The following is a 14,725-nucleotide window of genomic DNA, read 5'->3' as shown; positions in this document are numbered from 1 at the left end:
GGGCTGGGACCTGGAGCGCCTGTACAGCCCGGACCCGGACCAGCAGGGCACGTTCTACGCCCGTGAGGGCGGCTTCGTCTACGACGTCGCGGACTTCGACGCCGACTTCTTCGGGATCTCCCCGCGCGAGGCCCTCGCCATGGACCCGCAGCAGCGTCTGCTGCTGGAGACCACGTGGGAGGCGTTCGAACGGGCCGGTATCGACCCGACCAGCGTCCGCGGCAGCCAGGCCGGCGTGTTCGTCGGCACCAACGGCCAGGACTACGACTCGTCCTTCCAGGTCATTCCGGACGGCATCGAGGGCTTCCTCGGCACCGGCAACGCGGCGAGCGTCGTCTCCGGCCGACTCTCGTACGCGTTCGGGCTGGAGGGTCCGGCCGTGACGGTCGACACCGCCTGCTCGGCCTCGCTGGTGGCGCTGCACTGGGCGATCCAGGCCCTGCGCAGCGGCGAGTGCTCGCTCGCCCTGGCCGGTGGTGTGACCGTGATGTCGTCGCCGGGTGCGTACATCGACTTCAGCCGCCAGCGCGGCCTCGCCGCCGACGGTCGTATCAAGGCCTTCGCCGCGAGCGCCGACGGCACCGGCTGGGGCGAGGGCGTGGGCATGCTGCTCGTCGAGCGGCTGTCCGACGCCCGGCGCAACGGTCACCCCGTGCTGGCGGTGATCCGCGGCTCGGCGATCAACCAGGACGGCGCCAGCAACGGCCTCACCGCCCCCAACGGCCCCTCCCAGCAGCGGGTCATCCGCGCCGCTCTCGCAAGCGCCGGCCTGTCGGCCACGGACGTCGACGCGGTCGAGGCACACGGCACGGGCACCCGCCTGGGCGACCCGATCGAGGCCCAGGCCCTGCTTGCAACCTATGGTCAGGCCCGCCCGGCCGACCAGCCGCTGCTGCTCGGTTCCATCAAGTCGAACATCGGGCACACGCAGGCCGCCGCCGGTGTGGCCGGCGTCATGAAGATGGTCCTGGCCATGCAGCACGGGGTGCTTCCGCAGACCCTGCACGTGGACGAGCCCACCCCGCACGTCGACTGGACCGCCGGCGACATCGAGCTGCTCACCGAGCAGCGGGCGTGGCCGGAGACCGGCCGCCCGCGCCGTGCCGGTATCTCCTCGTTCGGTTTCAGCGGCACCAACGCCCACACGATCATCGAGCAGGCTCCGGCAGCCGACGACGTCACGCCGACCGAGCTCCCGCAGCAGCGGCCCGGCGCCCTGCCGTGGGTGCTGTCCGCGAAGTCCGACACCGCCCTGCAAGCGCAGGCCGAGCAGCTGGCGGCGCGGATCGCCGCGGACGAGACGCTCGAACCCGCGGACGTGGCCTACTCCCTGGCCACCTCCCGGTCGGCACTCGACCGGCGTGCCGTCGTCGTCGCGGGGGAGCGGGACGCGTTCCTGGCCGCTCTCACCGCCGTCGCTGCCGGTGAGCAGACCGCTGGCGTGGTGCGGGGAACCGTGACCAGCGGCGGAGCCTCGGCCTTCCTCTTCACGGGCCAGGGCAGCCAGCGCCTCGGCATGGGGCGTGGGCTGTACGACGCCCAGCCGGCGTTCGCGGACGCGCTCGACGCGATCTGCGCCCGCATGGACGCACACCTGGAACTGCCCCTGAAGGACGTGCTGTTCGGGTCGGACGCGGGCCTGCTGGACCGGACGGAGTACACCCAGCCGGCGCTGTTCGCGGTCGAGGTGGCCCTGTTCCGGCTGGTCGAGTCCTGGGGTGTGAAGCCGGACTTCGTGGCCGGTCACTCCATCGGTGAGATCGCCGCCGCCCACGTCGCGGGGGTGTTCTCCCTGGACGACGCGTGCACGCTGGTCGCGGCCCGCGGCCGGCTGATGCAGGAACTGCCCGCCGGCGGGGTGATGATCGCGGTCCAGGCGTCGGAGGACGAGGTTCTCCCGCTGCTCACCGAGGGCGTGAGCATCGCTGCGGTCAACGGCCCGCTGTCGGTCGTGGTCGCCGGTGACGAGGACGCGGCCGAAGCGATCGCCGAGCACTTCCGGGACCGGGACCGGAAGACCAAGCGGCTGACGGTCAGTCACGCGTTCCACTCGCCGCACATGGACGGCATGCTGGACGACTTCCGTCAGGTGGTGGCGGGTCTTTCCTTCGCCGCCCCGCGGATCCCGGTCGTGTCCTGCCTGACCGGTGCACTCGTCTCCGACGAGATGGGGTCGGCCGACTTCTGGGTCCGGCACGTCCGCGAGGCCGTGCGGTTCCTGGACGGCGTCCGCGTCCTGGAAGCCGCCGGTGTGACGGCCTACATCGAGCTCGGCCCGGACGGGACCCTGTCCGCGCTGGCGCAGGGTTGCACGACCGGTGACACCGACGGCACGCTCTTCGTGCCCGCCCTCCGCAAGGACCGTGAAGAGAGCGAGACCCTTGTCACCGCTCTCGCGCAGTCCCACGTCCACGGTGTGGCCGTCGACTGGGAGGCGTTCTTCGCGGGCACGGGTGCCCGCCGGGTGGACCTGCCGACGTACGCGTTCCAGCGGCAGCGGTTCTGGCCGAGTGCGGCGGCGTTCGTCGCCGGGGACCCGGAGTCGATCGGTCTCGGGGATGCCGGGCACCCGCTGCTCGGTGCCGCGGTGGCTCTGGCCGACTCGGACGGTGTGCTGCTCGCCGGCCGGCTGTCGCTCGACACGCACCCCTGGCTGGTCGACCACACCATCCACGGTTCCGCCCTGCTGCCGGGCACGGCCTTCGTGGACCTCGCCGTGCGCGCCGGTGACCAGGTCGGCTGCGACGTGGTGGAGGAGTTGACGCTGGAGGCGCCGCTCGTCCTGCCCGAGCGCGGCGGCGTACAGCTCCAGCTCGTCGTCGAGGCGGCGGACGGCGCGGGCCGACGGCCTTTCGCGGTGTACTCGCGCCGCCAGGACGCGCTGGCCGAGGAGCCGTGGACCCGCCACGGGTCCGGTGCCCTCGCCGTCGGCGCGCGGCCCGGGTCCGAGCAGGAGTTCGGCGAGCTGGCCGCCTGGCCGCCTGCCGGCGCCCTGCCGGTCGACATCGACGGGCTGTACCAGGAGCTCGCCGGCGACGGCATGGCCTACGGGCCGCTGTTCCAGGGCCTGAAGGCGGCCTGGCGCCGAGGCAACGAGCTGTTCACCGAGGTCGTGCTCCCGGAGGACGGCCGCGGTGACGCGGCCCGGTTCGGACTGCACCCGGCCCTGCTCGATGCCGGCCTGCACGCCATCGGACACGGCGAGCACACGGACCAGGACGGTCCTGGCGCCATGCTGCCCTTCTCCTGGGCCGGCGTCTCCCTCTACGCGGTGGGCGCCTCCGCCCTCCGGATGCGCCTGACCCCGGCCTCGGCCGACGAGCCGCACACGCTGGCCCTGCTTGTCGCCGACGAGACCGGACGCCCCGTGGCGGCCGTCGAGTCGCTGATGCTCCGCCCGGCCTCCGCCGCCCAGGTCCAGGGGGCCGGTGCCGGCCACCTCGACTCGCTGTTCCGCGTGGAGTGGGCGACCTTGCCCGCCGCGGCCGCCCCGGCGGCCGCCGACCTCCGGTGGGCCGTGCTCGGCCGCGACGAGATCGGCCTGGCCGGTACGGGGGCCCAGGTCATCGAGTACGCCGACGCCGGTGCCCTCGGCTCGGCACTCGCCGCCGGCGAACCGGCTCCGGACGCGGTGTTCGTCCTCCCGGCGGCCATCGAGCGGCCCGAGGACCAGGGCATGGTCGGCCGCGTCCGCGACGCGGTGAACCAGGCGCTGGCGACGGTGCAGGAGTGGCTGGCCGACGAGCGGTTCGCGGCCACGCCCCTGGTGTGGCTGACGTCGGGTGCGGTGGCCGTCGAGGCCGGCGCGGGGGTGCAGGACCTGGCGGGCAGTGCGGTGCGCGGCCTGCTGCGCTCCGCTCAGTCGGAGAACCCCGGCCAGCTCGTCATGATCGACCTGGACCCGGAGCAGGCGTCTCAGGCGTCGCGGGCTGCCGCGGCGGTTCCCGCTGCGCTGGCGTCCGGGGAGCCGGAGCTCGCCGTCCGCGGCGGTGTCGTCACCGCCCCGCGCCTGGTCCGCGTGCCGTCCTCGGACAGCGCCGCCGGGTCCTCGGCCGTGGTGCTGGGGGATGCGTCCGGGACCGTGCTGGTCACGGGTGCGACGGGTGGTCTGGGCCGGTTGTTCGCCCGGCACCTGGTGACGGCGTACGGGGTGCAGCGGCTGCTGCTCACCAGTCGGCGCGGTACGGGCGCGGCTGGTGCCGTCGAGCTGGTCGCGGAGCTGGAGCAGTTGGGTGCGCACGTCGAGCTCGTCGCGTGTGACGTGTCGGACCGGGAGGCGCTGGCCGGGCTGCTGGCGTCCGTGCCGGCCGAGCACCCGTTGACCGCCGTGGTCCACACGGCGGGCGTCCTGGACGACGGCATCCTGGCGTCGCTGACCCCGGAGCGGGTGGCGACCGTGCTGCGTCCGAAGGTGGACGCCGCCTGGAACCTCCACGAACTGACCCGTGAGCTCGACCTGTCGGCGTTCGTCCTCTTCTCCGGAGCCGCCGCCACCTTCGGCGCCGCCGGTCAGGCGAACTACGCGGCGGCGAACGCGTTCCTGGAGGGCCTGGCCGAGCAGCGGCGTGCCGAAGGCCTGCCCGCGACCTCGCTCGCCTGGGGCCTGTGGGCCCCGCAGGCCGGCAACGCCGCCGACGGCGGCGGCATGGCGGGGCAGCTCGACGAGGTCGACCTGCGCCGTATCGCCCGGGACGGCGTGGCTGCTCTCGCCGCCGACGAGGGCCTGGCGCTCTTCGACACGGCGATGACGGTGGATGCGGCGGTGCTGCTGCCGATGCACCTCGACGTCGCCGTGCTGCGCGCCCAGGCCGCGGCCGCGGGCTCCACCCCGGCGCTGCTGCGGGCCCTCGTACGCGTCCCGGCGCGCCGGACCGTCGAACGGCGCAGCGGCGGCGGCGCGGATGCCGGTTCGCCGTTGGTCGCCCGCCTCACGGGTCTGCCGGTCGCCGAGCAGGAGGGGGTGCTGCTGGACCTGGTGTGCGGCCGGGTCGCGGCGGTGCTCGGTCACTCCGGTGCCGACGCCATCGACGCGGAGCGCGCCTTCCGGGACCTCGGCTTCGACTCCCTCACCGCGGTCGAACTGCGCAACGTCCTCAAGGCGGAGACGGGCCTGCGCCTGCCCCCGACCCTGATCTTCGACTACCCGACCCCGACCGCGCTGGCCCGGCACCTGCTGGCCGAGCTCGGAGTGGACGGGGGGTCCGGTGACCACGCGGGTACGGCGCCCGGTGCGCGGACGCCGGTGGCGACCGCCGCGGGCCTCGCCGACGACCCGATCGTGATCGTCGGCATGGGCTGCCGCTTCCCCGGCGGGGTCCGGACGCCCGAGGACCTGTGGCAGCTCGTCGTGACGGGCGGCGACGGCATCACCGCGTTCCCCGCAGACCGCGGCTGGGACGTGGAGGCCCTCTACCACCCGGATCCGGACCACGTGGGGACCTCCTACACCCGTGAGGGCGGATTCCTGCTGGACGCGGCCGAGTTCGACCCGGCGTTCTTCGGGATCTCCCCGCGCGAGGCCCTCGCGATGGACCCGCAGCAGCGCCTGCTGTTGGAGACCTCGTGGGAGGCGTTCGAGCGGGCCGGCATCGACCCGACGTCGATGCGCGGCAGCCGAACCGGCGTCTTCGCCGGCGTCATGTACCACGACTACGCGACCGGCTACGGAAACGGCGAGGAACTGCCCGAGGGCGTCGAGGGCTACCTCGGTACCGGCAACTCCGGCAGCATCGCCTCCGGCCGCGTCTCGTACGCCTTCGGGCTGGAGGGCCCGGCGGTCACGGTCGACACGGCGTGCTCGTCGTCGCTCGTCGCGCTGCACTGGGCGATCCAGGCGCTGCGCAACGGCGAGTGCGACATGGCCCTGGCGGGCGGTGTCGCGATCATGGCGACGCCCGAGACGTTCGTCGACTTCAGCCGTCAGCGCGGGCTCTCGGCCGACGGCCGCTGCAAGTCCTTCGCGGAGGCCGCGGACGGTACGGGGTGGGCCGAGGGCGCGGGCATGCTGCTCGTCGAGCGTCAGTCGGACGCCGTGCGCAACGGCCACCCGATCCTCGCCGTGGTCCGTGGTTCCGCGATCAACCAGGACGGTGCGAGCAACGGTCTGACGGCGCCGAACGGTCCGTCGCAGCAGCGGGTGATCCGTGAGGCGCTGGCGACCGCGGGTCTGTCGACGGCTGATGTGGACGCGGTGGAGGCGCACGGCACGGGCACCCGTTTGGGTGACCCGATCGAGGCGCAGGCGCTGCTGGCCACCTACGGCCAGGACCGGCCGGAGGGCCGTCCGCTGCTGCTGGGTTCCATCAAGTCGAACATCGGTCACACGCAGGCCGCTGCCGGTGTCGCCGGCGTGATCAAGATGATCATGGCGATGCGGCACGGCGTCCTGCCGCAGACCCTGCACGTCGACGCGCCGTCGAGCCACATCGACTGGGAGGCGGGCGACGTCAGCCTCCTGACCGAGGCCCGGGACTGGCCGGAGACCGGCCGTCCGCGCCGGGCCGGCGTCTCGTCCTTCGGCATCAGCGGCACCAACGCGCACACGATCATCGAGCAGCCGCCGGCCCTGGAAGCGGCGACGACGCCCGAGACCGACCAGGCGGCGCCCGTCGTCCCCTGGGTGCTCACGGGCAAGGGCGAGCATGCGCTGCGCGCGCAGGCCCGTCGCCTCCAGGACTTCGTCCTCTCCGCGCCGGACACCCGTCCCGTCGACATCGCCTGGTCGCTGGCGGCCGGCCGGGCCCGCTTCGAGGACCGGGCCGCGGTCGTGGCCGCGGACCGTGCGGGCCTGCTGGCCGGCCTGGCGGCGCTGGTCGAGGGCGGCTCGGCGGCGGGGCTGGTCACCGGCTCGCCGGTGGGTGGGAAGGTCGCCTTCCTGTTCACCGGGCAGGGCAGTCAGCGCCTGGGCATGGGGCGTGAGCTGTACGACTTCTTCCCGGTGTTCGCGGATGTGCTCGACGCGGTGTGCGAGCGTCTCGATGCGCTGCTCGAACTGCCACTGAAGAGCGTTCTGTTCGGGTCGGACAAGGAGCTCCTGGACCGGACGGAGTACACGCAGCCCGCGCTGTTCGCGGTCGAGGTGGCCCTGTTCCGCCTGGTGGAGAGCTGGGGGCTGCGGCCGGACTTCCTCGCCGGTCACTCGATCGGTGAGATCGCGGCCGCGCACGTGGCGGGTGTCTTCTCGCTGGACGACGCGTGCACGCTGGTCGCGGCCCGTGGCCGGCTGATGCAGGCGCTCCCGGCGGGCGGGGTGATGATCGCGGTCCAGGCGTCGGAGGACGAGGTCCTGCCGCTGCTGACGGATCGCGTGAGCATCGCTGCGGTCAACGGTCCGCTGTCGGTCGTGGTCGCCGGTGACGAGGACGCGGCCGTCGCGATCGCGGAGGCCTTCGAGGCGCAGGGCCGTAAGGCCAAGCGGCTGACGGTGAGCCACGCGTTCCACTCGCCGCACATGGACGGCATGCTGGACGACTTCCGCCAAGTGGTTGAGGGGCTGACGTTCGCCGCCCCCCGCATTCCGGTCGTGTCGAACCTGACCGGTGCCCTTGTCTCCGACGAGACGGGGTCGGTGGACTTCTGGGTGCGGCACGTCCGTGAGGCCGTCCGCTTCCTGGACGGCATGCGGGTCCTGGAGGGCGCGGGCGTCACGACGTACCTCGAACTCGGTCCGGGCGGTGTCCTCTCGGCCATGGGCCAGGAGTGCGTCACCGGCGAGGGCACCGCCTTCGTACCGGTGCTGCGCAACGGCCGTCCCGAGGCCGACACCGTCGTGGCCTCGCTGGCCCAGGTCCACGCGCGCGGCATCGAGGTGAACTGGACCTCCTTCTACGCAGGTTCGGGCGCCCGGCAGGTGGAGCTGCCCACCTACGCCTTCCAGCGGCAGCGTTACTGGCTGCCGATGGCGAGCGGCGGCACCCGGCCCGGCACCGCCGACGAGCTGGACTCCCAGTTCTGGGACGCCGTCGAGCGGGAGGACCTGCAGTCGCTCGCCGCCACCCTGGACATGGATGACGAGAACACCCGGAGCACGGTCCTGCCGGCGCTCCCGGCCCTGTCGGCCTGGCGCCGTGGTCTGCGGACCCGGTCCGAGGTGGACCGCTGGCGCTACCAGGTGTCGTGGAAGCCGCTGACCGACAGCACCTCCGGTGCTCGGCTGTCCGGTTCCTGGCTGGTCGTGGTTCCGGCGGATGGCGTGGACGACACCGCCGTGGTGGACGCCCTGGTCGGGCGTGGTGCTGAGGTCCGTGAGGTGGTCGTCGAGGCCGGTGCCGATCGTGGTGCCGTGGCCGGGCTGCTGGCCGGCGCGGAGTCCGTGGCGGGTGTGGTGTCGCTGCTGGCGCTGGACGAGGCCGCCGGGGTCGTTGCCACGGCCGTGTTGGTGCAGGCGTTGGGTGATGCCGGGGTGGGTGCGCCGGTGTGGTGCCTGACCCGTGGTGCGGTGAGCGTGGGTCGTTCGGACCGGCTGGTGTCGGCCGTACAGGCACAGGTGTGGGGTCTGGGCCGGGTGGCCGCGCTGGAGCTGCCGGAGCGCTGGGGTGGTCTGGTCGACCTGCCCGAGGTGTGGGACGAGCGGGCCATGGCCCGCCTGGTGGGCGTACTGGGCGGCAGCACCGGCGAGGACCAGGTCGCCGTCCGTTCTTCCGGTGTCTTCGGACGCCGTTTGGTTCGGGCGGCTCGTGCCGAGGGTTCTGCCTCCTGGGCCCCGTCCGGGACGGTGCTCGTCACCGGTGGTACGGGGGCCCTCGGTGGGCGTGTGGCGCGCTGGCTGGCCGGTGCGGGTGCGGAGCGGCTGGTGCTGACCAGCCGCCGGGGCCCGGATGCTCCGGGTGCCGCCGAGCTGGCGGCCGAGCTCTCGGAACTCGGGGTGGAGGTGTCGGTCGTGGCGTGCGACGCCGCCGACCGCGATGCACTCCGCAGCCTCTTGGCCGCCGAGGCCGAGACCCTGACCGCGGTGGTCCACACCGCCGGTGTGCTGGACGACGGTGTCCTGGACGCGCTGACGCCCGAGCGGTTCGAGACCGTACTGCGGGCGAAGGTCGACTCGGCCCGCAACCTGCACGATCTGACCGTCGAGCTCGGCATCGAGCTGTCCGCCTTCGTGCTCTTCTCCTCGATGAGCGGTATGACCGGCGCCGCCGGCCAGGCCAACTACGCCGCCGCCAACGCGCACCTGGACGCTCTCGCCGAGCAGCGGCGGGCCGCGGGCCTGGCCGCGACCTCCCTGGCGTGGGGTCCGTGGGCCGAGGGCGGCATGGCCGCCGACGAGGCGCTGGACGCACGGATGCGGCGCGAGGGTCTCCCGCCCATGGCGCCGGAGACGGCCATGGCCGTGCTGCGGCAGACCATCGCGTCGCCCGCCGATGCGGCACTGCTGGTCGCCGACGTGGACTGGGAGCGCTTCGGTCCCGCGTTCACCGTCGTCCGCCCCAGCGCCCTGTTCGCCGAACTGGTGGAGACCCGGCCCGCCGGGCCCGCCGGCCCCACCGAGGCCGTCGGCGGATCCCCGGTCGAGCGGTTCGCCGGTCTCGGTGCTGTCGAGTTGGAGCGGGAGCTGCTCGGTCTGGTTCGGGCGCAGGTGGCCGCGGTGCTGGGCCATGACGGTTCGGAGGCGGTCGGTGCGGATCGTGCCTTCAAGGAGCTCGGGTTCGATTCGCTGACGGCGGTCGAGCTGCGCAACCGGCTCGGTGCGGCGACCGGTGTGACGCTGCCGGCGACGCTGATCTTCGACTACCCGTCCGCTTCCGCGCTGACGGCGTTCCTGCGGGACGAGCTGCTGGGCACGCGGGCGGAGATCGCCGGTCCGGTGGCGGTGGCCGTCGATGACGATCCGATCGCGATCGTCGCGATGAGCTGCCGCTTCCCGGGCGGCGTCCGGACCCCGGAGGAGCTGTGGGAGTTGCTTGCCGCCGGTGGTGATGCCATCGGTGAGTTCCCGGCCGACCGTGGCTGGGACCTGGAGCGCCTGTACAGCCCGGACCCGGACCAGCAGGGCACGTTCTACGCCCGTGAGGGCGGCTTCGTCTACGACGTCGCGGACTTCGACGCCGACTTCTTCGGGATCTCCCCGCGTGAGGCCCTGGCCATGGACCCGCAGCAGCGGCTGCTGCTGGAGACCACGTGGGAGGCGTTCGAACGGGCCGGTATCGACCCGACCAGCGTCCGCGGCAGCCAGGCCGGCGTGTTCGTCGGCACCAACGGCCAGGACTACGGGACCATGCTCGACTCCGTCCCGGACGGCATCGAGGGCTTCCTCGGCACCGGCAACGCGGCGAGCGTCGTCTCCGGCCGCCTCTCCTACGCCTTCGGGCTGGAAGGCCCGGCCGTGACGGTCGACACCGCCTGCTCGGCCTCGCTGGTGGCGCTGCACTGGGCGATCCAGGCCCTGCGCAGCGGCGAGTGCTCGCTCGCCCTGGCCGGTGGTGTGACCGTGATGTCGTCGCCGGGTGCCTACATCGACTTCAGCCGCCAGCGCGGCCTGGCTGCCGACGGCCGTATCAAGGCCTTCGCCGCGAGCGCCGACGGCACCGGCTGGGGCGAGGGCGTGGGCATGCTGCTCGTCGAGCGGCTGTCCGACGCCCAGCGCAACGGCCACCCGGTCCTCGCGCTCGTCCGCGGCTCGGCGATCAACCAGGACGGAGCCAGCAACGGTCTCACCGCCCCCAACGGCCCCTCCCAGCAGCGGGTCATCCGCGCCGCCCTCGCGAACGCCGGGCTGTCGCCCGCCGAGGTCGACGCGGTCGAGGCGCACGGCACCGGCACGACGCTGGGCGACCCGATCGAGGCCCAGGCCCTGCTCGCAACGTACGGCCAGGCCCGCCCGGCCGACCAGCCGCTCCACCTCGGTTCGATCAAGTCGAACATCGGTCACACGCAGGCCGCCGCCGGTGTCGCCGGCGTCATGAAGATGGTCCTGGCCATGCAGCACGGGGTGCTTCCGCAGACCCTGCACGTGGACGAGCCCACCCCGCACGTCGACTGGACCGCCGGCGACATCGAGCTCCTCACCGAGCAGCGGGCGTGGCCGGAGACCGGCCGCCCGCGCCGGGCGGGTATCTCCTCGTTCGGTTTCAGCGGCACCAACGCCCACACGATCATCGAGCAGGCTCCGGCAGCCGAGGACGTCACGCCGGCCGAGCTCCCGCAGCAGCGGCCCGGCGCCCTGCCGTGGGTGCTGTCCGCGAAGTCCGACACCGCCCTGCAGGTGCAGGCCGAACGGCTGGCGGCGCGGATCGCCGCGGACGAGACGCTCGAACCCGCGGACGTGGCCTACTCCCTGGCCACCTCCCGGTCGGCACTCGAACACCGGGCCGTCGTGGTCGCAGAGGAGCGCGAGGAGTTCCTGTCCGCGCTCAAGGCCCTGGCGGCCGGTGAGCCGGCGGCCGGGCTCGTACGCGGACGGGTGTCCGCAGGCGCCTCGGCGTTCCTGTTCACCGGGCAGGGCAGCCAGCGCCTCGGCATGGGCCGCGAGCTGTACGACGCCCAGCCGGCGTTCGCGGACGCGCTCGACGCGATCTGCGCCCGCATGGACGCCCACCTGGAACTTCCCCTGAAGGACGTCCTCTTCGGTTCCGACGCCGCAGTGCTGGACCGGACGGAGTACACGCAACCCGCGCTGTTCGCGGTCGAGGTGGCCCTGTTCCGCCTCGTGGAGAGCTGGGGCCTGCGGCCGGACTTCCTCGCCGGTCACTCCATCGGTGAGATCGCCGCCGCCCACGTCGCCGGGGTCCTGTCCCTGGACGACGCGTGCACGCTGGTCGCGGCCCGTGGCCGGCTGATGCAGGCGCTGCCGGCCGGCGGGGTGATGATCGCGGTCCAGGCGTCGGAGGACGAGGTCCTGCCGCTCCTCACCGAGGGCGTGGGCGTCGCCGCGGTCAACGGACCGCAGTCGGTCGTCGTCGCCGGTGACGAGGACGCGGCCCTCGCGGTCGCCGCGCACTTCGAGGCGCAGGGCCGCAAGACCAAGCGGCTCACCGTCAGCCACGCCTTCCACTCGCCGCACATGGACGGCATGCTCGACGAGTTCCGCCAAGTGGTCGAGGGCCTGTCCCTCGCCGCCCCGCGGATCCCCGTCGTGTCGAACCTGACCGGCGCCCTCGTCACCGACGAGATGGCCTCGGCCGACTTCTGGGTCCGGCACGTCCGCGAGGCCGTCCGCTTCCTCGACGGCGTCCGCGCCCTCGAAGCCGCGGGCGTGACCACGTACGTCGAGCTCGGCCCGGACGGTACGCTGTCCGCGCTCGCCGAGGACTGCGTCACGGAGCAGGCCGTCTTCGTGCCCGTGCTCCGCAAGGGCCGCGACGAGACCGGGACCCTGGTCACCGCGCTCGCCCGGGCGCACGCACAGGGCGTGGCCGTCGACTGGTCGGCGCACTTCTCCGGCACCGGAGTCCGCCGCGTGGACCTGCCCACCTACGCCTTCCAGCGCAGGCGGTACTGGCTGGAGGAGGCCCCCCGCACCTCGGATGCGACGCCCGCGGCGGCGGACGGCGGCGCGGTGGACGCGGCCTTCTGGGAGGCCGTCGACAACGCCGACCTCACCGCCCTCGCCGCCACCCTCGACATCGACGCCGAGCAGCCGCTGAGCGCCCTGCTGCCCGCCCTGTCCGCCTGGCGGCGGCAGCGCACCGAGCGGTCGGTCGTCGACGGCTGGCGCTACGGGGTGACCTGGAAGCCGCTGGGCGACCCGGACGTGACCGCCCGACCCACCGGGACCTGGCTGCTCGTCACCGCCGCCGGCGGCGACGCCACGGCCGAGGCCGCAGCCGTGGACCCGTCGCGGATCGGGGACGCGCTGCGGGGCCGGGGCGTGGACGTACGGGAGGTCTCCCTCGACCTCGCCGTGACCGACCGGGCGATCGTCGCCGAACGGATCCGCACGGCGCTCGCCGGGAACCGGGCCGACGGCGTGCTGTCCCTGCTGGCCTCCGCCGAGGCACCGCACCCGGCGCACCCCGCGGCGCCCGCCGGCCTGCTGCTCACCGGGGCGCTGGTCCAGGCCCTCGGAGACGCCGGCGTCGACGCCCCCCTGTGGTGCGTCACCACCGGTGCCGTGGCGACCGGACCCGCCGACCGGGTCCGTAGCGCCGCACAGGCCGGACTGTGGGGCTTCGGCCGCGTGGTCGCCCTGGAGCACCCCGAGCGCTGGGGCGGCCTCGTGGACCTGCCCGGCCGGGTCGACGGACGCGCGCTCGACCGGCTGCTCGCCGTACTCGGCGGCACCGCCGGGAACGGGCAGGCGTACGGGCACGGCCACGAGGACCAGATCGCCGTACGCTCCGCCGGGCTCCTCGCCCGCCGCATCGGCCACGCCGCCGCCCCGGCCGCAGCAGACGGCGCGAACGGCGCGGTCCGTGCGCCCTGGCGGGCCCGCGGTACCGTCCTCATCACCGGCGGCACGGGCGCGCTCGGCGCGCACGTCGCCCGCTGGCTCGCCGCCCACGGCGCCGAGCACCTGGTGCTGGCCGGCCGGCGCGGACCGCAGACACCGGGTGCCGAGGCCCTGGTCGCGGAACTGGCGCAGCTCGGCGCCCGGGCCACGGCCGTCGCCTGCGACGTGACCGACCGGCAGGCCGTGAGCGACCTGCTCGCCGCCCTCCGCGACGACACGGGCACCCCCGCCCTCACCGCGGTCTTCCACACGGCGGGCGTCGGCCAGCTCGCCCCGCTCGCCGAGACCGGACCGGAGGAGACGGCCGCGGTCCTCGCCGCCAAGGTCGCCGGCGCAGAACTCCTCGACGAACTGCTCGGCGACACGGAGCTGGACGCCTTCGTCCTCTTCTCCTCCATCGCCGGCATCTGGGGCAGCGGCGGGCAGGCCGCCTACGCGGCGGCCAACGCCCACCTCGACGCCCTGGCTCAGCAGCGCCGCGACCGCGGGCTGGCGGCCACCGCCGTGGCCTGGGGGCCGTGGGGCGAGGGCGGTCTCGTCGGGGACGACGAGGCGGCCGAGCAGCTGCGCCGGCGCGGTCTGCCGGTGATGGCGCCCGAACGGGCCGTCGCCGCGCTCCGGCAGGCTCTGGACGCGGGCGACACGACCGTCACCGTCGCCGACGTCGACTGGGACCTGTTCGTCCCCGCGTTCACCGCGTCCCGGCCGCGCCCGCTGATCGCCGACCTCCCCGAGGTGCGCCGCGTCCTCGACGCGGAGCAGCAGGCCGTCACCTCCGGAGCCGGCGACGGCGCCGCGGGGGACGCGGACCGGCTGGCCGCCGAACTGCGCGGCGCGAGCGCCGACGAGGCCGAACGGATCCTGCTCGGCCTGGTCCGTACGCACGTCGCCGCGGTCCTCGGGCACGACGGGGCCGCCGCGGTCGAGGCGGGCCGTGCCTTCAAGGACCTCGGCTTCGACTCCCTCACCGCGGTCGAGCTGCGCACCCGCCTCGGCTCCGCCACCGGGCTGCGGCTGCCCGCCAGCCTCGTCTTCGACCACCCGACCCCCGCCGCCCTGGCGGCGCACATCCGCGCCGAACTCCTCGGCGAGGACACGGCGCCCGCACTGCCGGCGCTCGCGGAGATCGACAAGCTGGAGTTCGCGCTCGCTTCGGTCCCCGAGGACGACGCCGCCGAACGCGCCCGCGTCACGGCCCGGCTCGAAGCGCTCCTGGCCAACTGGAACAGGACCGAACGCGCCGCCCGGGCCGCCCTGGAGGACGAGGAGACAGCCATCGAATCGGCGTCCGCCGAGGACCTCTTCGACATCATCAACAACGAATTCGGAAAATCCTGA

1 protein-coding gene (only partly in view) is annotated in these 14,725 nt (G+C 74.1%); it reads left to right on the top strand.

Annotated elements, in window-relative coordinates:
- Nucleotides 1-14,725, top strand: the final stretch of a protein-coding gene (locus tag ACSHWO_RS02950) for a type I polyketide synthase (protein WP_438309925.1). Its footprint begins 19,820 nt before the window's first position; the window shows 14,725 of its 34,545 coding nt (coding positions 19,821-34,545); its start codon lies beyond the left edge, outside the window; the stop codon is at nucleotides 14,723-14,725.

The sequence above is a fragment of the Streptomyces pallidus (ex Mingjun et al. 2026) genome, from assembly GCF_051550185.1.
In the GTDB taxonomy this organism is placed as follows: Bacteria; Actinomycetota; Actinomycetes; order Streptomycetales; family Streptomycetaceae; genus Streptomyces.
Note: the sequence above shows the minus strand (reverse complement) of the source record. Positions and strands in the feature narration are given on the sequence as shown.